This is a genomic window from Dinoroseobacter sp. PD6, from assembly GCF_028807315.1.
GTDB lineage: Bacteria > Pseudomonadota > Alphaproteobacteria > Rhodobacterales > Rhodobacteraceae > Dinoroseobacter > Dinoroseobacter shibae.
Genome location: NZ_JARAMN010000008.1, coordinates 175,516 through 193,119 on the forward strand (window position 1 = coordinate 175,516; position 17,604 = coordinate 193,119).

Annotated in this window: 20 protein-coding genes; 12 read left to right on the forward strand and 8 right to left on the reverse strand. The window is 65.9% G+C overall.

Translation table 11 applies throughout. From position 1 onward, the window contains the following. From nirJ to PVW48_RS14470, 4 genes are read left to right on the forward strand one after another with little or no spacing between them, the layout of a single operon-like run. Positions 1 to 1,215: a heme d1 biosynthesis radical SAM protein NirJ gene (nirJ, locus tag PVW48_RS14455; RefSeq protein WP_012179833.1), complete on the forward strand. Its 1,215-nt coding sequence runs from the start codon at positions 1 to 3 to the stop codon at positions 1,213 to 1,215. After that, positions 1,190 to 2,743, forward strand: a complete 1,554-nt coding sequence (locus PVW48_RS14460; RefSeq protein ID WP_274581844.1) for a nitrite reductase — start codon at positions 1,190 to 1,192, stop codon at positions 2,741 to 2,743. Before nirJ ends, PVW48_RS14460 begins: the two co-directional genes overlap by 26 nt. Before the next feature lies 1 nt (position 2,744). Continuing rightward, positions 2,745 to 3,461, forward strand: coding sequence for a sirohydrochlorin chelatase (locus tag PVW48_RS14465; RefSeq protein WP_274581845.1), 717 nt, complete (start codon positions 2,745 to 2,747; stop codon positions 3,459 to 3,461). Then, entirely contained in the window at positions 3,458 to 3,706 is a 249-nt protein-coding gene (locus tag PVW48_RS14470; protein ID WP_012179830.1) for a hypothetical protein, read from the forward strand. The genes PVW48_RS14465 and PVW48_RS14470 overlap by 4 nt, the downstream gene beginning before the upstream one ends. A gap of 19 nt (positions 3,707 to 3,725) precedes the next feature. On the opposite strand, the gene PVW48_RS14475 is transcribed toward PVW48_RS14470, so the two are convergent. Together PVW48_RS14475 and PVW48_RS14480 are read right to left on the reverse strand one after the other, a co-directional pair. Further along, the gene (locus tag PVW48_RS14475) at positions 3,726 to 4,106 is read right to left on the reverse strand and encodes a c-type cytochrome (RefSeq protein ID WP_012179829.1); all 381 of its coding nucleotides are present in this window, start codon (positions 4,104 to 4,106) and stop codon (positions 3,726 to 3,728) included. Positions 4,107 to 4,139: 33 nt separating this feature from the next. Further along, positions 4,140 to 4,979 (reverse strand): FAD:protein FMN transferase, encoded by an 840-nt coding sequence (locus PVW48_RS14480; RefSeq protein WP_274581846.1) that lies wholly within the window; start codon positions 4,977 to 4,979, stop codon positions 4,140 to 4,142. A gap of 515 nt (positions 4,980 to 5,494) precedes the next feature. Between PVW48_RS14480 and napF the strand changes: the two genes are divergently transcribed. Genes napF through PVW48_RS14520 form a run of 8 tightly spaced genes read left to right on the forward strand, consistent with a single transcriptional unit; the run spans position 5,495 to position 12,036 of the window. Next, on the forward strand, positions 5,495 to 6,007 hold the full coding sequence (napF, locus tag PVW48_RS14485; RefSeq protein ID WP_012179827.1) for a ferredoxin-type protein NapF: 513 nt from the start codon (positions 5,495 to 5,497) through the stop codon (positions 6,005 to 6,007). Then, positions 6,004 to 6,306, forward strand: coding sequence for a chaperone NapD (locus PVW48_RS14490; RefSeq protein WP_012179826.1), 303 nt, complete (start codon positions 6,004 to 6,006; stop codon positions 6,304 to 6,306). Before napF ends, PVW48_RS14490 begins: the two co-directional genes overlap by 4 nt. After that, entirely contained in the window at positions 6,293 to 8,788 is a 2,496-nt protein-coding gene (napA, locus tag PVW48_RS14495; protein WP_012179825.1) for a nitrate reductase catalytic subunit NapA, read from the forward strand. The genes PVW48_RS14490 and napA overlap by 14 nt, the downstream gene beginning before the upstream one ends. 21 nt (positions 8,789 to 8,809) lie before the next feature. Next, entirely contained in the window at positions 8,810 to 9,622 is an 813-nt protein-coding gene (napG, locus tag PVW48_RS14500) for a ferredoxin-type protein NapG (protein WP_274581847.1), read from the forward strand. Further along, positions 9,619 to 10,527 (forward strand): quinol dehydrogenase ferredoxin subunit NapH, encoded by a 909-nt coding sequence (gene napH, locus PVW48_RS14505; protein WP_274581848.1) that lies wholly within the window; start codon positions 9,619 to 9,621, stop codon positions 10,525 to 10,527. The genes napG and napH overlap by 4 nt, the downstream gene beginning before the upstream one ends. Positions 10,528 to 10,546: 19 nt before the next feature. Next, entirely contained in the window at positions 10,547 to 10,990 is a 444-nt protein-coding gene (locus tag PVW48_RS14510) for a nitrate reductase cytochrome c-type subunit (protein ID WP_274581849.1), read from the forward strand. A 27-nt stretch (positions 10,991 to 11,017) separates the two neighbouring features. Next, entirely contained in the window at positions 11,018 to 11,731 is a 714-nt protein-coding gene (locus PVW48_RS14515) for a NapC/NirT family cytochrome c (protein WP_012179821.1), read from the forward strand. 47 nt (positions 11,732 to 11,778) lie between these two features. After that, positions 11,779 to 12,036: a hypothetical protein gene (locus PVW48_RS14520; protein WP_274581850.1), complete on the forward strand. Its 258-nt coding sequence runs from the start codon at positions 11,779 to 11,781 to the stop codon at positions 12,034 to 12,036. Positions 12,037 to 12,220: 184 nt separating this feature from the next. Here PVW48_RS14520 and PVW48_RS14525 read toward each other — a convergent pair whose 3' ends face one another. The 6 genes from PVW48_RS14525 to PVW48_RS14550 all read right to left on the reverse strand — a co-directional run bounded on the left by PVW48_RS14525 (position 12,221) and on the right by PVW48_RS14550 (position 17,601). Continuing rightward, the gene (locus PVW48_RS14525) at positions 12,221 to 13,516 is read right to left on the reverse strand and encodes a TRAP transporter large permease (protein ID WP_274581851.1); all 1,296 of its coding nucleotides are present in this window, start codon (positions 13,514 to 13,516) and stop codon (positions 12,221 to 12,223) included. Beyond that, positions 13,516 to 14,013, reverse strand: coding sequence for a TRAP transporter small permease (locus tag PVW48_RS14530; protein ID WP_274581852.1), 498 nt, complete (start codon positions 14,011 to 14,013; stop codon positions 13,516 to 13,518). Before PVW48_RS14530 ends, PVW48_RS14525 begins: the two co-directional genes overlap by 1 nt. 2 nt (positions 14,014 to 14,015) lie before the next feature. Further along, on the reverse strand, positions 14,016 to 15,026 hold the full coding sequence (locus PVW48_RS14535) for a TRAP transporter substrate-binding protein (RefSeq protein ID WP_274581853.1): 1,011 nt from the start codon (positions 15,024 to 15,026) through the stop codon (positions 14,016 to 14,018). A gap of 83 nt (positions 15,027 to 15,109) precedes the next feature. Next, positions 15,110 to 15,763 carry a DUF2848 domain-containing protein gene (locus PVW48_RS14540; protein WP_274581854.1) on the reverse strand — a complete coding sequence of 218 codons (654 nt, stop codon included), beginning with the start codon at positions 15,761 to 15,763 and terminating at the stop codon, positions 15,110 to 15,112. 3 nt (positions 15,764 to 15,766) lie between these two features. Then, on the reverse strand, positions 15,767 to 17,056 hold the full coding sequence (locus tag PVW48_RS14545; RefSeq protein WP_012179815.1) for a TRAP transporter large permease: 1,290 nt from the start codon (positions 17,054 to 17,056) through the stop codon (positions 15,767 to 15,769). Beyond that, on the reverse strand, positions 17,053 to 17,601 hold the full coding sequence (locus tag PVW48_RS14550) for a TRAP transporter small permease subunit (RefSeq protein WP_274581855.1): 549 nt from the start codon (positions 17,599 to 17,601) through the stop codon (positions 17,053 to 17,055). The genes PVW48_RS14545 and PVW48_RS14550 overlap by 4 nt, the downstream gene beginning before the upstream one ends. Between the last annotated feature and the right edge of the window lie 3 nt (positions 17,602 to 17,604).

Below are 17,604 nucleotides of genomic sequence, written 5' to 3' on the forward strand. Positions count from 1 at the left end.
ATGTTCCGGCTGAGCCATTATCTCGACCAGCTCTATCATCCGACCCCGCCGCGTATCGCCAGGGGCACGCCAAAGCCGGTCGTGATCTGGAACCTGACGCGGCGCTGCAATCTCAAGTGCAAGCATTGCTACACGGTCTCGGCCGATGTGGATTTCCCCGGGGAGCTGACGGCGGCCCAGGCCCGCGAAACGCTGGAGGATATCGGACGCTTCAAGGTGCCCGCGCTGATCCTGTCCGGGGGCGAACCCTTGCTGCGCGATGACCTCTTCGCGCTGGCCAAACGCGCGCGGGCGTTGACCCGCGTGCTGGCCCTGTCCACCAACGGTACCGGCGTGATCGGGTCCAAGGCCGACCGCGTGGCGGAGATCGGGTTCGACTATGTCGGCATCTCGATCGACGGGATCGGCGCCACCAACGACGCTTTCCGCGGCGTGATCGGTGCCTATGAACAGGCGCTGGCCGGCGTGCGTTCGTGCAAGCGGCGCGGGATCAAGGTGGGCCTGCGCTTCACCATCACCGAACAGAATGAGAGCCAGCTGCCCGAGCTTCTGAAGCTCTGCGATGACGAGGGGGTGGACAAGTTCTACCTGTCGCACCTGGTCTATGCCGGGCGCGGCAACAAGAACCGGGGCGAGGATGCCGACCATGCCCGCACCCGCCGCGCCATGGACCTGCTGATCGCACGCGCGCTGGAAAGTGCCGAGGGCAGGGGCCATCCGCTGGAAATCGTGACCGGCAACAACGATGCCGACGCGGTCTATTTCCTGAACTGGGCAAAAGCCAATTTCCCCGCCGCGCAAGTGGCCCATCTGCGCAAGCACCTGGAGGCCTGGGGCGGAAATGCCTCGGGCGTGGGGGTTGCCAATATCGACACCCAGGGCGACGTGCACCCTGACACCTACTGGTCCGAATACACCGTCGGCAGTGTCAAGCAGACCCCGTTTTCCGAGCTCTGGACCGGGCCCGACCCGATGCTGGCCGAGCTGCGCCGCCGTCCGCGGCCGCTAAAGGGCCGGTGCGGAGCCTGTGCCCACCAGGCGGTCTGCGGCGGCAACACGCGCATTCGCGCGCTTCAGCTGACCGGTGACCCCTGGGCCGAAGACCCTGCCTGCTATCTCACCGCGGCCGAAACCGGCACTGCAACGGATATCGACCGCCTGACCGTCAGACCTTTCATCGGAGACCGACATGACCCCAAGCCGGCTTTTGTCTAGCCTCGCGGTTCTGGTCGCCCTGACCACGCCGGCGCTGGCCGATCCTGCGCAAATCTATGCCGAGGAGTGCGCCATGTGCCATGGCGGCGACCGTCTTGGCGGCACCGGCCCCGCGCTGATCCCCGAAACCCTCAGCCGCATGCGCGGCCCGCACCTGCACGATGTGATCGCCCATGGCCGTGCCGCCACGCAGATGCCCGGTTTCGAGGATGTGATCCCCGAGACCGACATCGCCGCACTTGCGGAATGGCTCAACACCCCGCTGAACGAGATCCCCGCCTGGGGTCCCGAGCAGATCGCGGCCAGCGCGACCATCAACGCGGGCTATGTCGCGGCACCGGCCCCGGTCTGGGACGCGGACCCGATGAACATCACGTTGGTCGTGGAGACCGGCGATCATCATGTCAGCGTGCTCGACGGCGACAGCTGGGACGTGCTCGACCGATTCGAAACCCCCTTTGCCGTCCATGGCGGCCCGAAATTCACGCCGGACGGGCATTTCGTCTTCGTCATGTCCCGCGATGGCTGGGTCCAGAAATACGACCTGTGGTCCTTGCAGGAGGTCGGTCGCGTCCGCGCGGGCCTCAACAGTCGCAACATTGCCATGAGCCATGACGGCAAGTGGCTTGCGGTGGCCAATTACCTGCCCCAAACACTCACGATCCTGTCGACCGAGGATCTCTCCGTGGCGCGGGTGATGGACGTGATCTCGAAATCCGGGCAGACCAGCCGGGTCTCTGCGGTCTACCAGGCACCCCAGCGGCAGAGCTTCATCCTCGCACTCAAGGACGCTCCCGAAATCTGGGAAGTGGCCACGGACCCGGAGGCCGACCCGGTCTACGAAGGCTTCGTGCACAGCCGCGAGAAGGACATGGTCGAGGCGATCGCCTCCTCCGAGGGGCTCTTCGCCCGGCGCCGGATCGAGACCGCCGAGCCGATCGACGATTTCTTCTTCACCCCGGATTACCGCTTCCTGATCGGGGCGGCGCGCGACGGGGCGCACGGGGTGGTCGTGAACCTCAATGTCGGGCGCGAGATCGCCAAGCTGCCCCTTCCGGGCATGCCGCATCTCGGCTCCGGCATCTCCTGGATCCGGGGCGACACCCGCGTCATGGCCACGCCGCACCTGCGCGAGGGCAAGCTGTCTGTAATCGACATCGAAAGCTGGGAGGTCCTGAGCACGATCGAAACCGAAGGCCCGGGTTTCTTCCTGCGCAGCCATGAGAACACGCCCTATGTCTGGGCCGACGTGTTCTTCGGTCCGAACAAGGACGTGATGCACGTGATCGACAAGCAGAGCCTGGAGATCGTCAAGACCCTGCGCCCGGAACCCGGCGCCACGGTTGCCCATGTGGAGTTCGACCGCGACGGAACCCATGCGCTTGTCAGCATCTGGGAAGAAGACGGCGCGGTGATCGTCTATGATGCGGCCACGCTCGAAGAGGTCAAGCGCCTGCCCATGAACAAACCATCGGGGAAATACAATGTCTGGAACAAGATCACCTTCTCCGAAGGCACGAGCCACTGACATGCCGGAGGCCGTGCTGATCGCTCACGGGGCACCGTCCGACCCCGAACCCACGGAGCTGGCGCTGCAGCAGCTTGCCCGCGACGTGGCCGCCGAATTGCCTGGCTGGCGCGTGCGGGGGGCGACCGTGGCTGCCCCCGGCGCGCTGGAGCGGGCGTTCGACGGGCTCTCGCCCGAGGCGGTGGTCTTTCCTGTCTTCATGTGTGACGGCTGGATCATCCGCCGGATCCTGCCCGACTGCCTTGCCGCGATCGGCCGCGCCGGGACCCGCGTCCTGACGCCCTTGGGGCAGGCACCGGGGTTCAAGTTCCATTGCGCCCAGATGCTGACCGAGGCGATGGCCGAGGCCGGGCTGACCCCGTCCGAGACCACCGTGGTCCTGGCTGCGCACGGATCGGCCCGCGGGCCGATCCCCGAGGCCTGGGCGGCGGGGCTGGCGCGCGATATCACCGATCTGACCGACCTGCGCATGGTCATTCCCGCCTATCTCGAACAGGCGCCTTACCTGGCCGATGTGCTGGCGATGGTGCCGGGACCGGCGATCTGCCTGCCGGGCTTCGCCACCAACGCCGGTCACGCCATGGGCGATGTTCCCGACGCCATTGCCCAAAGCCATTTCGCCGGGCTGGTTCTGCCGACCGTCGGGACGACGCCGGGTATGGTGCACCTGATCGCGCGCGAACTGCAGGCCAGCGAGATCGCGGAGGTCGCGGCATGAACGCGCAGAACTCTTCCGATGCGCCCTGGCCGGTCTGGAAACTGGCCGTGCTGCTTTATCCGCTGGCGGCCGGGGCCGTCGCGGTCAACCTCTTCATGCTTGCATTGATGGGGCGGGTCTTCGGGATTCAGGAATTGTCCCCGGTGGCCGCTGTTCTGGCGGGGCTGCTTCTGGGCATTCCCGCGGCCTGGGCCACGGGCAAATGGATCCGCCGCCTGATGGACGAGGCGGACGGACGCCGTTGAGCGTCCGCCCGGATCAAGCTCACTCGTAGCTTGCGATGTACGCCAGGACGTTCTGCACATCCGCTTCCTTGCGCAGACCGGCAAAAGACATCTTGGTGCCTTTCATGAAGTCGCGCGGCTTGGTCAGGTAGGCGGCCAGGTTGGCTTCGTCCCAGACCAGCCCGTCGGCGGCCATCTCCAACAACACGTCGGAATACTTGAAGTCCGGGACCTGGCCGGCGGGCGCGCCGATGATCCCGTTCAGGACCGGCCCGACCTTGTTCTTGGCATCGGCGCCAAGAGCATGGCAGGCCTTGCACTTGTTGAACACCTTCTCTCCGGCTTCCGGGTCGCCTTCGGCCAGGGCCGGAAGGGCAAGCACGGCCAGGACGGCGGTGGTTGTGATCGTTCTGATGAGCATGGGGTCCTCCTATATTGCTCGGGTGTGGTGGCTTCAGGTGGCAAACTCGACACGCGCACCGGGAAACCGGGCGATGACGGTGGCATGGCTGTCCGGCGGCAGAACGCACAGGGCCGTGGACAGCCCGTCTGCCAGCATCGCGGCCGGGGCCGACACGGAAGTCATACGCCCCCTGTCGGCACTGCGTCCGCTGGCCGGATCGAAGATGTGGCGTGCGCCCGCAAGCGTCATGGCATCCGGGGCGGATGTGGCGATCGCCCGATCCCGCAAGCGGAGCTCGCGGCGCGAGGTGCCGGCGGCATCCGCGATACGGCAGCGCCAGGGCGTTGCGTCCGGCCCGTGGCCCAGGGCGACGATTTCGCCCGCCTCAAGCAGGATGTCGGTCAAACCCCGGTCCCGCAGCCAGGCAGCGATTCGGTCGCTGATATAGCCCTGCGCGATCCCGTTGAGCGTCAGCTGCCCGCCGGGCCTTGCGAACGCTACGCTGTCGGTGCCGATCCTCAGATGGTGCCAGCCGACCGCGGCGCGGGCCCGTGCGACCTCGTCGCCCGAAGGGGTCCGGCCGGCCGCCGCCGCCTGCGCAAAGGTCGCGAAAAGCGGCTGCATGGTCGGATCGAACGCTCCCCCGGTTCCCCGGTGCAACGCATCGCATTGGGCCAGAACCTCCAGAAGCTCGGGCGCGGGCGCATCCAGTCGACCCTCCCGGTTCAGCCGCGAAACCTGGGATTCGGGCCGGTAGAGGCTGAACAGGGTTTCAAGCCGCCGCAACTCCCGCTGCAGCCCGACCAGGATGTCGGACGCGCTTGCAGGGTCCAGCCCCACGAGTTGCGCGGAGGCATCGGCGCCAAGGGCCGTGCCCTGCCAACGCGTCACGGGTCGGCTTGCCGCGGCAACGCTGCTCGCGCCGCACAAGGCGCCCGCGGAAAGCGCGAGAAACCGGCGCCGAGTCAGCCCTGAGATCACTCCGTTTTTCATGCTCAGGAGCTTCGCCGGGCAAGTCGAATCTGTCCTTAACAAACGTCAAGCGTGTCTCCTTTGCCGCGGGGCGGGTGGGCATTTTGGCGCAGGGCGCCCGGTGTCCCGCGGGACCGCAAAGCGGAATTTGCCATCGACTGGCGCAAGGTGTCCTGCTGGCCCGAATCGGAGAAGTACCCGCGCAGGTGGATGCGGGACGCCGTCTGCCGCGGCCTGGTTCCGCCCATTTGCCCTGCCTGCTGGCGACCCTAAACCCTTATTTGAAAGTCATATTTTCCTGACAGATTAAATGTCAGCTTTGCGCGTCAATTTGCGCCAACGACATGGAAGTTTTTTACGCGCTAAGGTTGAATGATAGCGATAACTCGGGCGGAACGCGCGGGAATCGCACGAAAAAATACCTAGGAAGCGACATGACCCAGCAGGTCAGTCGGCGCGGGTTTCTGCGCCGAGCCACCCTTTGCGACGACTCGAATGCGATCCGCCCCCCCGGCGCGCACCCGGATCACTTCCTCGACCTGTGTCGGAATTGCGACCTTTGCCAGAAAGCCTGCCCGGAAAACGTGCTGGTTCTGGACGAGGGCGGGCGACCGCAACTTTCGCCCGCGCAAGGCGCCTGCACCTTCTGCGGGATCTGTGCCGAGGTCTGTCCGACGGACGCGCTCGATCTCGCCCGGGTGGACGACTGGCCCTGGCGCGCCGAGGCATCCTCGGCCTGCCTGTCGCAGCAGGGCGTGTCCTGCCGGGCCTGTCAGGACAGCTGCGATGCGCGCGCGATCAGCTTCCGATTGATGACAGGAGGTCGCGCGCTCGCTGAGATTGATCTCGATCAATGTGTAGGCTGTGGCGAATGCGTAGCAAGCTGCCCAGTCGGAGCACTCCAGCTCACCAAAACTCAACAAAACGGACGGGAGGACGTCGCATGAATGTTTGTGGTTGCCTTGTGCACGCCGCACCCGATCGGGTCGATGGATGTGCCGAGGACATGCTTGCCATGGACGGCGTGGAGATCCACGGCCGGTCTGACGAAGGCCGCTTCGTCGTCGTCGTCGAGGACACGCCGTCGCTGCGCGCATCCGAGACGATCATGGCCCTGCACCAGATCCCCGGCGTTCTGTCCGTCACCCTGACCTATCACCATTTCGAGGACCTGACCGACACCCCGGCGCAGGCTCCGCTTTCCAGCCCCACTCAATCCGGAGCCCAGACCCATGACCATCTCTGACTCTCGCCGGACATTCCTCAAGGCCAGCGCCGCGGCCGCGACCGCTTCCGCTGCGGGGATCCCGCTGGCCAATGGCACCGCCGCCGAAGCCCAGGCCATCTCGACGGGCATCCGCTGGGACAAGGCGGCCTGCCGGTTCTGCGGCACCGGCTGCTCGGTGCTGGTGGGTACCAAGGAAGGCCGCGTGGTCGCCACCCAAGGTGACCCGGACGCCCCGGTGAACCGCGGGTTGAACTGCATCAAGGGCTATTTCCTGTCCAAGATCATGTACGGCGAAGACCGCCTGACGATGCCCCTGCTGCGCAAGACCAATGGCGTCTACGACAAGAACGGCACGTTCGAGCCGGTGTCCTGGGACGAGGCCTTCGACGTGATGGCGCAAAAGTGGAAAGAAGCGCTGGCCAAGAAGGGGCCGACCAGTGTCGGCATGTTCGGCTCGGGCCAGTGGACCGTCTGGGAAGGCTATGCCGCCGCCAAGCTGATGAAGGCCGGTTTCCGCTCCAACAACATCGACCCGAACGCGCGGCACTGCATGGCCTCCGCCGTGGTCGGCTTCATGCGCACCTTCGGCATCGACGAGCCGATGGGCTGCTACGATGACTTCGAGCATGCGGATACCTTTGTGCTCTGGGGCTCCAACATGGCCGAGATGCACCCGATCCTGTGGTCGCGCCTCACCGACACCCGCCTGACCAAGCCGGGCTCCGAGGTGCATGTGCTGTCCACCTACGAGCACCGCTCGTTCGAGCTTGCCGATAACGGCATGGTGTTCGCGCCGCAGACCGATCTCGCGATCCTGAACTACATCGCGAACTACATCATTTCGACCGGGCGCGTGAACGAGGACTTCATGTCCAAGCACGTCAACATCACCAAGACCGCGACGGATATCGGGTACGGCTTGCGGGATGAACACGCCCTGCAGCAGGAAGCGGAGAACCCCAATTCCGGCAAGCTGGAACCGATCAGCTTCGACGAGTACGCCGCCAGCGTCGCCGAATACACGGTCGACAAGGTTTCCGAGCTTTCGGGCGTGCCCGCCGCGCAGCTGGAGAAGCTGGCCGAGCAATATGCCGACCCCAACCGCAAGGTGATGAGCCTTTGGACCATGGGCTTCAACCAGCACACTCGCGGCTCCTGGGTCAACTCGCTGATGTACAACGTGCATCTTTTGGTGGGCAAAATCTCCGAGCCGGGCAATTCGCCCTTCTCGCTGACCGGGCAGCCCTCGGCCTGCGGCACCGCCCGCGAGGTCGGCACCTTTGCCCACCGCCTGCCGGCGGACATGGTCGTGATGAACGACGCGCACCGCGCCCTGACCGAAAAGAAGTGGAACCTGCCCGAGGGGACCATCCCCGCCAAGCCCGGCTTCCACGCCGTGTTGCAGCACCGCAAGCTCAAGGATGGCGATCTGAACGCCTACTGGGTGCAGTGCAACAACAACATGCAGGCCGCGCCGAACATGAACGAAGAAGGCTATCCGGGCTATCGCAACCCGGAAAACTTCATCACCGTGTCCGACCCCTATCCGACCGTCACCACCATGTCGGCCGACCTGATCCTGCCCACGGCCATGTGGGTTGAAAAGGAAGGCGCCTATGGCAATGCGGAGCGCCGGACCCAGTTCTGGCGCCAGCAGGTCAAGGCCCCGGGCGAGGCGAAATCCGACCTCTGGCAACTGATGGAATTCTCCAAGCGGTTCACCATCGAAGAGGTCTGGGGCGAGGAATTGCTCGCCAAGATGCCCGAGCATCGCGGCAAGACCATGTACGACGTGCTCTTTGCCAACGGCAAGGTGGACAAGTACCCGCTGTCGGAGACCGCCGAAGGGTTCGACAACGACGAGTCCGAGCATTTCGGCTATTACGTGCAGAAGGGCCTGTTCGAGGAATATGCCGGTTTCGGCCGCGGCAAGGCCCATGACCTGGCGTCTTTCGAGACCTACCACCAGTCGCGCGGCTTGCGTTGGCCCGTGGTGGACGGCCAGGAAACCCTGTACCGCTTCCGCGAGGGCTACGACCCCTATGTGCCCGAAGGCGAGGGCGTCCGGTTCTATGGCCACAGCGACGGCAAGGCGAAGATCATCTACGCCCCCTACGAGCCTGCGCCCGAAGTGCCGGATGCCGAGTTCGACCTGTGGCTCTGCACTGGGCGGGTGCTGGAGCATTGGCATTCGGGGTCGATGACCCGGCGTGTGCCCGAGTTGCACCGGGCCTATCCGGCGGCGGTGGTCTACATGCACCCCGAGGATGCGAAGGCGCGCGGGTTGCGGCGCGGGCAGGAGATCAACATCTCCACCCGGCGCGGGGACATGCTCAGCCGGGTCGAGACCCGGGGCCGGAACAAGGTGCCGCAAGGTCTCGTGTTCGTGCCGTGGTTCGACGAAGGCCAGCTGATCAACCAGTTGACGCTCGATGCGACCTGCCCGCTCTCGAAAGAGACCGACTTCAAGAAATGCGCCTGCAAGGTGGAACGGGCCTGAGGCGCGTCACGGAGAGGTCCCATGTCGGTGCCCGACATATCGCCCGATCGCCGTCGTTTCCTCAAGGATGCGGCGCGCATGGCAGGCGGCTGCATGCTCGCAGGCGGCGGCCTGGCCTGGCTGGCCCGGGATGCCCGGGCCCTGCCGGCCCAGGCACTGCGGCCCCCCGGGGCCCTGACGGAGGCCGCTTTCCTGTCGGCCTGCATCCGCTGCGGGCTCTGCGTGCGGGAATGTCCTTATGACACGCTCGTCCTCGCCGAGCTCGGCAGCGACGGCCCGGCAACCGGCACGCCCTATTTCATCGCGCGCGATGTGCCCTGCGAGATGTGCGAGGACATTCCCTGTGTCGCGGCCTGTCCCACCGGGGCGCTCGATCCGGCGCTCGATGATATCGATGACGCGCGGATGGGCACGGCCGTGTTGGTGGATCAGGAAAACTGCCTCAACTTCCAGGGGTTGCGCTGCGATGTCTGCTACCGGGTCTGCCCGGTGATCGACGAGGCGATCACGCTCGACGTGTCGCACAACACGCGCTCCGGTCACCACGCCATGTTCATCCCCACGGTCCACGCGGATCACTGCACCGGCTGCGGGATGTGCGAGAAAAGCTGTGTTCTGCCCGAAGCCGCGATCAAGGTCCTGCCTCTGCGCATGGCCCGCGCTACCCCGGCCGAGCACTACCGCAAGGGCTGGGAGGAAAAGGACGCCAAGGGCGGCCCGGTGGTCGAAGGGATCATCGACCTGCCGGATCGTCTGCCCGGACCGGGCACCGACAATCTCGCGACGCCGGGCGGGTTCGAGCCTGCCTTCAAGCTGCCGGGGACGGGGCAATGAGCGCGCGCACCCGGATGCCGGTCGGGCTGGAGGCCCGGCAGAAGAAGGGCTGGATCGGCGCCAACCGCTACCTGTTGCTGCGTCGGACGAGCCAGCTGTTTTTCCTGATGCTCTTCCTGCTCGGCCCGTGGTTCGGGATCTGGATCGTGCAGGGCACGCTCGCGGGGTCGCTGACCTTGGGCGTGCTGCCGCTGACCGACCCATTCATCGCGCTGCAAAGCCTCGTGGCCGGGCATCTGCCCGCGACCTCGGCCCTCGTGGGTGCGCTGATCGTTCTGGGGGTCTACGCGGTCCTGGGCGGGCGGGTCTATTGTTCCTGGGTCTGCCCGATCAACCCGGTAACGGACGCGGCCCATTGGCTGCACGTCAAACTGGGCCTCTCCAAAGGCTGGCAGCCCAAGCGCCAGACCCGGCTGTGGGTCATGGCCATCGCGCTGCTCGTGTCGGCCCTCGCCGGGACGGTCGCCTGGGAACTGGTCAACCCCGTGACCATGGTCCATCGCGGTCTCGTCTTCGGGATGGGCGCGGCCTGGGGCATGGTGGCGGCGATCTTCGTCTTCGACCTCGTGGTGTCGCGCCGGGGCTGGTGCGGCCATGTCTGCCCGGTCGGTGCCTTCTACGGGCTGTTGGGCCACAAGAGCGTCGTGCGCATCAGCGCCGCGCAGCGCAGCGCCTGCGACGACTGCATGGACTGCTACGCCGTCTGCCCGGAACAGCAGGTCATCTCGCCCGCGCTCAAGGGCAAGCCCGGCTCCAGCCCGCTGATCCTGTCGCCCGACTGCACCAATTGTGGCCGCTGCATCGATGTCTGCGCCATGGACGTTTTCAATTTCACTCACCGGTTCGACGACCGTGTCGACGACCGCCCTGACCCCCTGACTGCGCCCGCGGGGCGCATCGCATGACACGCAAAGGAGTGCCCCAATGAGAAAGCCGGTCACACTGGGCCTCGCCGCCCTGACAACGATCCTCGTTTTCGGCGGTCTGGCCATGGCCCAGCAAGCCGAGGTGATTACCCTCCGGGGCGCCGAGGTCGACGAACCCGTCCATCTCGACAAGAACCACGGACAGATCGAGACCCGAATGCAGCGGAACTACCGCCAGCAGCCGCCCCTGATCCCCCACGCCATCAGCCAGTACCAGATCGATCTGCGCACCAACCAGTGCCTGACCTGTCATGACTGGACAAAGGCGGGGGAGCGCGGTGCGCCCACCCTGTCCATGACCCACTACCTGGACCGCGACGGCAACGAGCTCGATCACATCGCGGGCACCCGGTACTTCTGCAACCAATGCCATGTGCCGCAGGCCAACGCGCCCGCCCTGGTCGAAAACCTGTTCGAGCCGTCCTCCCCGACGGTTCGCTGAGGCGAGAGCACGAAAGGAACACCCGAAATGGCAGATTCCCCCGAAAAAGATCCGCGTCGCAAAGGGCTCATGGGGCTTTGGGACCGGTTCTGGCTCCCCACCACGGTTTTCAGCGTGGGCTTCGTCCTGATCGGCGGCTTCGTTGCAGGTATCCTGTTCTGGGGCGGCTTTCACTGGACGCTGGAGGCAACGAACAAGGAAGAGTTCTGTGTCTCCTGCCACACCATGGAAACCAATCTGGGCGAGTACCGCGAGACGATCCATTACAACAACCACTCCGGGGTGCGGGCGGTCTGTGCGGACTGCCACGTGCCAAAGGAATGGAACCACAAGATGAAGGCCAAGATCATCGCGGTGAAGGATGTCTACCACGAAATCGTCGGGACGATCTCGACCCCCGAGGATTACGAGGAGCACCGCCTGGCCATGGCGTCGGCCGTCTGGACGAAGATGAAGAAATCCAACAGCCGGGAGTGCCGCAACTGCCACGAGTTTGAATACATGGACTTCACCTTGCAGGAAAACCGTGCCGCGGTTGAACACCAGAGGGCCATCGACACCGGCATGACCTGCATCGATTGTCACCAGGGCATCGCGCACAGCCTGCCGCCCGGTCACCTGGAGGAATACCAGCGCATCACCCGCGAGCTGGCAGGGCCGATGGCCAGCCATGCCGACGAGCCGCTGGCAAGCAACACCTCCCGTCTGCGCAACTATCTGGACACAGCTCCGGCAGACTGACGCGCAGGCGCAAGCTGTCGGAAAACCCGTAACAAGAGGCCATTGTGATGCTCGATCTTCTTGGAACCATCGGCGGAAACGCCCTCAGCCTGCCCGGAGTTCTCGGGCTGGCCCTGGGCATGATGACCCGGAACTGGCGGCTCGCCGCGATCTTGGGCGGTGTTGTCGGCGTGGTCGAGACCCTGATCTTCGCCGGCTTCACGCTCGACAACATCTACCTGCTCGACGCGGTCGTCGCGGTAGTGGTGGGCATGGTCGCCGGAACCCTGGGCTGCGCGATCCGCAACAAGGGCGCGACCGTCTGATACGCCCCTCCGACCGAGGGCCTTGCGTCCGTTCGGGCATCTTGCGCTCGGACGGACGCAGGCCTGCGATGGCGCCCCTCGCCAGGGATACCTTAGTGGCGCGTGCCCCTGACCTTGCAGGACCGCGCCATCCCGAACGCTTACCCGCTTCCCGTCGCTGCCCTCGACCGAGCGGACGGCACAGCTACATCAGCGCCCCGGGCAGGAACAGCGCCAGCGCCGGCAGGGCGGTCAGGATCGCCACCCCCGCCAGCAGAATCAGCCAATAGGGCACCGTGGCCTTCGCCGCCTCGCCCAGGGACACCGCGTTCTTGGTGACCGAGACCAGCACCGACAGGTTCAGTCCCACAGGCGGCGTGACCTGGCCGATCTCGATCAGGATGGTGATGATCACCCCGAGCCAGATCGCGTCATATCCCAACCCCGTGAGCAGCGGGAAAACGATGGGCAATGTCATGATCATCAGGGACAGCCCATCGAAAAAGCAGCCCAGCACCAGGTAGACCAGCACCACTACCGCCAGAACCGCGAGCGGGCCCAGATCCGAGGCGCGCACCGTTTCCAGGATCGCTTGTGGTACGCCAAGCAGGCTGACCGCTTGCGCGAGGATCGTCGCCCCGATGACCACGAAAGCGATGGCACCATAGAGCCGGATCGCGGAATAAACCGCCTCGGCCAGCGCCCGCAGGGTCAGCGTGCCCCACAGCCGCCCGATGATGATGGTGGCGATCACGCCGATCCCCGCAGCCTCGGTCGGCGTGGCAAAGCCCAGGGTGATGCTGCCCATGATCGACAGGATCAGCAGCAGGAAGGGCCACAGACCCAGCACCCCGCGCAGGATCTCGCGGCCCGGGGGGCGGGCGGCCTCTGCCGGGGCGAGGGTCGGCGTGATACGGCAGCGAAGGTAGATATAAACCATGAACATCGCCGCAAAAAGCAGCCCCGGCACCAGCCCGGCGAGGAACAGCTGCCCGATGGACGTCTCCGTCAACGCCCCGAAGATCAGCAGCGACAGGCTCGGCGGGATCAGCAGCCCCAGCGTCCCGCCCCCCGCCAGCGACCCCACCACCGTCCGGCGATCATAGCCCCGCCGCGTCATCTCGGGATAGGCAACCGACCCCACGGCGGCGGCGGTCGACAGGCTCGATCCGCTGACCGCCCCGAAGAGCGTACAGACCGCCACATTCGTGTGCAGCAACCCGCCCGGCACCCGCATGAACACCGGGGACAGGGCGGAATAAATCCGTGCGCTGACGCCGGAGCGCAGCATGATCTCGCCGAGGATGATGAAGAGCGGTATCGCGCTCAGCGTGAAGGAATTCAGCACGTTCCACACCGCGTCCACCGCCACGAAGGTGGCGCCGTTGGCGACGAAGTGCAGAATCAATAGGCCCGTCAGGCCGAGCGCGGCCCCCAGCGCCAGACCCGAGCCGGCAAAGGCCAGCAATCCGCCCAGAAAAACGCCCCAGAACCCTGCCATCAGTCGCGGACCGCCCCCCGGATCGCGAAGGCCAGCGCGGTCAGGACCATCGACACCGGCAACAGCGCCATCCAGGGCCAGAGCAGCAGCCGCGCCACCTCGGTCTTGATGGTGCGGGCGAAGGCGAACTCGAACCAGGGGATCGAGAGCCAGAAGAGCCACGCACAGAACATGATGCCGAACAGCGCGGCCAGCCCGGTCACGACCCAGGCGATCCGCTCCGTCAGGGCGTTCAGCAGGATGCGCACCTGCACATGCTCGGATTTCAATGTCACGAGCGGCAGCACCAGGAAAAATGCCGCGGTCATCAACAGCCCCACCAGCTCCTCGGTGAACCGGAAGGGCGCGTTGGCGATATGGCGCATGGCCACGCTGGCGCCGATCAGACCGACAATGGCGCTGCCCGCCACGGCGCCCAGCAGGGCAAGCGCCTGGCAGATCGGCGTCACCCCGCGCTCAAGGTGCCGGGCCAGGCGCACCAAGCGCGGCTCGGCCATGCTCAGCGCCCGAGCGCGTCGAGCATCCGCTGCCGGTAGGCCGGGGCGTTTCCGCCCGCCTCTTCGGCCAGTTCCGCCCAGGTGGCGGAGGCCGCTTCGAGGAAGGCCGCCCGGTCCTCGTCCGAGAACGGCTCCAGGAATTCAAGCCCCTGTTCTTCCAGCTTGGCCCGCGCGGCCATCTCGTTCTCCTCGGCGGCCTCATAGGCGTTGGTGCGCTCCCACACCCGGTCCGCGGCGGTGGTGATCGCCGCGCGATCCGCGTCGCTCAGGTCCTCCCAGGCACCCTCACTCACACCCAGCACATAGGGCACGCCCGCCACCGGATAGAGGTAGGAGGCATAATCCGTCACCTCATGCAGCGAGATCGTGTGTGCAAAAAGCGCCGGGTACACCGCGCAGTCCACCACGCCGGTCTGCAGTGCCACGTAAAGCTCGGTTTGCCCGACGATCTGGGCCGCCACGCCAAGCTTGGTGAAGGTCTCCACCTGGTCGCCGCTCCAGACGCGTAGCTTCTTGGTGCGCAGATCGTCGAGGGTGCGCACCGGCTCGCCCTTGCAGAAGATCGACGCCTGCAAGAGCGGCAACGCCATGTAGCCCGCAGGCACGATGCCCCATTCGGCCAGTTCCTCGGCATAGATCTCCTGGATTTCCGGCAGGACGGTGATCAACTCCTCCGGGCTGCCGACCGAACCCTGCACCAGCACCGCGTTCAGCGCGGGCGCGTCACGGCCCAGGTAATTCGCCCAGACAAGACCCATCTCCACCGCGCCCTGGGGCAGCCAGCGCACCACATCCTCGTTCTTGAGGTTGAGCGACCCGCCATGGAACACGTCGATATTGACCCGGCCCTCGGTCAGCTCGGCCACATCCGCGGCGAATTGGTCAAGCTGCTGGGATTCGCTTCGACCCTCGGGCAACCCGTTGTTGAACTTCCAATCCGCGGCGAGCGCCGGGGTGACCAAGGCGCTGAGTCCGAGTGAAGCGATGGCAAGCGTGTGAAGTTTCCAGGTCATGACCGATCCCCGCTGGTTTTCAATGCGTTGTGCAAAACGGTAACGGCGAACTCCCGCCGCCACAAGCCGGACCGCGGCAGGCGTCAGGCCACCACAGGCAGGGTCGTGACCGCGTAGGCCAGCGACAGCGCGCGGTCCCGTACCGGGTCGATCAGAGACATCCGGTACCGGGCCGCCGGGCGCACACCGCCCTTGGCCGCCAGCGTCCCGCAGAGCATCGCCGATCCCTCGCCAAGCCCCGCGCCCGCGATCAGCTCGGGCAGGGGGCGGATGCTGGCGAGCGTGCCCTCTTGGTATCGCACCCAATCGCCACCCTCTTCGATGTCGCAGGTCAGGCGCAGCTGATCGAGATGGCTCTCCACCTCCGCCAGGGGCCAGAGGCCCCGGCCCACCGGCTTGGCGCAGATCTGCTTCGACGCGGCGACCGAAACCGCCTCTAACGCCCGATCCGTATGGTCGGAGGCCAGCCCCAGCCACAGCGCCCCGTCCACGCGCAGGATCAGTGGCTCCACCTCGCCCGAAGTATCGGGGCCCAGCACCTGAACCTCCTCCGCCTGGGTCAGCAGGTCGCGCGCCACACGGTAGTAAAGCGGCACGTCCGAGGGCGGCGGCACCCCGATCTCGGCCAGCTCGGCGATATGGTGGTCCACCGCCGCCCGGTCGCGCCCGGTCCAGCCCGCCACATGGGCGGCGCTCAGGGTGACCTCCAGGGGCCCGGTGGGGGTGTCGAAACGCATGGGTCAGCTCCCGCTCAGCACAGATGGAAGATAAAGGGCGATGGACGGAAACAGGATCAGCAGGCCGACCATGATCAGCATGGCGATCACGTAAGGGATCGCGCCCACCATCACTTCGCTCATCTTCCCGGATTTGCGCGCCCCCTGCACCACATAGAGGTTCAGACCAACCGGCGGTGTAATCAGGGCCATCTCGATCAGCACGATCATCAGGATGCCGAACCAGATCGGATCGAACCCCTGTGCGACCACCAGCGGCACGATGATCGGGATCGTCACCACCATGAGCGACAGCGTCTCGATGAAGAAACCCAGCACGATATAGATCAGCACCACCACCAGGATCAGTCCGGTGGGCGTGAGGCCCAGACCGTCCAGCAGGGATTGCAGCTCCCGTCCCAGCCCCGCCGAGGCCAGCGTGAAGTTCAGGAACGAGGCGGCAATGACCACCAGCATGATCATGGACGTGATCTTGATGGTGCCGAGGATACTGTCCGCGAACATCTTTACGCTCACCCCGCCGAAGAGCGCCGCGATCACCACCGCGCCGGCCACGCCCACGGCGGCGGCCTCGGTCGGGGTGGCCCAGCCTTTGTAGATCGTGCCGATGATGACCGTGAAAAGCAGGATAATCGGGATCAGCTGCAGCAGCGCGCGCAGCATCTCGGGGAAGGGAAAGGTCCGGCGCAATCCGCCAAGTTCGGGGCGGATCAGGCAGATCACCACCGTGATCGCCATGAACCCCAGCGCCAGCGCGATGCCCGGCACGAGCCCGGCAAGGAAAAGCTGCGGGATCGAGGTCTGGGTCAGGAACCCGTAAACGATCAGGTTGATCGATGGCGGGATCATGATGCCCAGCGTGCCGCCCGCCGCGATCGCCCCGGAAAAGAGCCGCGGGTCATACCCCAGCTTCTCCGCCTGTGGCATGGCGACCGTGGCGACCGTGGCCGCCGTGGCGACCGACGAGCCGGAGGTGGCCGAGAACATGGTGGCCGTGGCCACGTTGGCATGCACCAGCCCGCCGGGCAGCCAGCTGACCCAGCGGTCCAGCGCGGAATAGGTCCGCGTCGCGATGCCAGAGCGTACAAGGATCTCGCCCAGAAGCACGAAGAACGGGATCGCGATCAGAGTGGCATTGTTCGAGGTCGACCAGACCAGGTTGCCAAGCCCCCGGATCAGCGGAAAGGGACTGAAGAACGCATCCACCCCGAAGCCCAGCAGGAACAGCACGATCCCCACCGGGATCGACAGCGCCAGCAGCCCCAGAAGCCCCGCGGAAATGGCCCAGATCATTTCGCCAGATCCTCTTCCCCGAAGCAGCCGATGGCTTCATCCGCTGTCTCGAACCGCCCCTTCATCACCAGCATGGCCGCCGCGACAAAGGTCAGCCAGGCGACCACCGCGAACCACACCCAGCCCGCGAACCACGGGATCTGCACCCAGGCCAGCGGGGTTTCCAGCGGCGTGTTGGCCCGCGAGTCGTTGGCCAGTGACCGTGCGACCACGGGCCAGCACTTGTACGCGATCAGCGTGACCGTGCCCGTCAGCACCAGCATCGAGAACAGGTCGAAAAAGGCGCGGGCGCGCTGGCCCACGCGGCCGCGCAGGATGTCGATGCGCACATGGCCCAGCTCCAGCAGGGTGAAGGCCATCCCCCAGGAGGTGGCAATGGCCATCACGTAGCCCGAGATCTCATCCGTCCCGCCGAAGGAGGACCCCATTTGCCGCAGCACGATATCCGCCAGGACGATCGCGGCGCAGCCCATCAGCACCACGCCCGTGACGAGCGCGATGCCGCGGTTCAGGCGGCGCAGAATGTGCAGCAGGCTCTCTTCCATGGG

Coding starts and splice junctions, on each gene's coding strand:
- nirJ (WP_012179833.1), top strand. CDS start 1: ATGTTCCGGCTGAGCCATTATCTCGACCAGCTCTATCATCCGACCCCG.
- PVW48_RS14460 (WP_274581844.1), top strand. CDS start 1,190: ATGACCCCAAGCCGGCTTTTGTCTAGCCTCGCGGTTCTGGTCGCCCTG.
- PVW48_RS14465 (WP_274581845.1), top strand. CDS start 2,745: ATGCCGGAGGCCGTGCTGATCGCTCACGGGGCACCGTCCGACCCCGAA.
- PVW48_RS14470 (WP_012179830.1), top strand. CDS start 3,458: ATGAACGCGCAGAACTCTTCCGATGCGCCCTGGCCGGTCTGGAAACTG.
- PVW48_RS14475 (WP_012179829.1), bottom strand. CDS start 4,106: ATGCTCATCAGAACGATCACAACCACCGCCGTCCTGGCCGTGCTTGCC.
- napF (WP_012179827.1), top strand. CDS start 5,495: ATGACCCAGCAGGTCAGTCGGCGCGGGTTTCTGCGCCGAGCCACCCTT.
- PVW48_RS14490 (WP_012179826.1), top strand. CDS start 6,004: ATGAATGTTTGTGGTTGCCTTGTGCACGCCGCACCCGATCGGGTCGAT.
- napA (WP_012179825.1), top strand. CDS start 6,293: ATGACCATCTCTGACTCTCGCCGGACATTCCTCAAGGCCAGCGCCGCG.
- napG (WP_274581847.1), top strand. CDS start 8,810: ATGTCGGTGCCCGACATATCGCCCGATCGCCGTCGTTTCCTCAAGGAT.
- napH (WP_274581848.1), top strand. CDS start 9,619: ATGAGCGCGCGCACCCGGATGCCGGTCGGGCTGGAGGCCCGGCAGAAG.
- PVW48_RS14510 (WP_274581849.1), top strand. CDS start 10,547: ATGAGAAAGCCGGTCACACTGGGCCTCGCCGCCCTGACAACGATCCTC.
- PVW48_RS14515 (WP_012179821.1), top strand. CDS start 11,018: ATGGCAGATTCCCCCGAAAAAGATCCGCGTCGCAAAGGGCTCATGGGG.
- PVW48_RS14520 (WP_274581850.1), top strand. CDS start 11,779: ATGCTCGATCTTCTTGGAACCATCGGCGGAAACGCCCTCAGCCTGCCC.
- PVW48_RS14525 (WP_274581851.1), bottom strand. CDS start 13,516: ATGGCAGGGTTCTGGGGCGTTTTTCTGGGCGGATTGCTGGCCTTTGCC.
- PVW48_RS14530 (WP_274581852.1), bottom strand. CDS start 14,013: ATGGCCGAGCCGCGCTTGGTGCGCCTGGCCCGGCACCTTGAGCGCGGG.
- PVW48_RS14535 (WP_274581853.1), bottom strand. CDS start 15,026: ATGACCTGGAAACTTCACACGCTTGCCATCGCTTCACTCGGACTCAGC.
- PVW48_RS14540 (WP_274581854.1), bottom strand. CDS start 15,763: ATGCGTTTCGACACCCCCACCGGGCCCCTGGAGGTCACCCTGAGCGCC.
- PVW48_RS14545 (WP_012179815.1), bottom strand. CDS start 17,056: ATGATCTGGGCCATTTCCGCGGGGCTTCTGGGGCTGCTGGCGCTGTCG.
- PVW48_RS14550 (WP_274581855.1), bottom strand. CDS start 17,601: ATGGAAGAGAGCCTGCTGCACATTCTGCGCCGCCTGAACCGCGGCATC.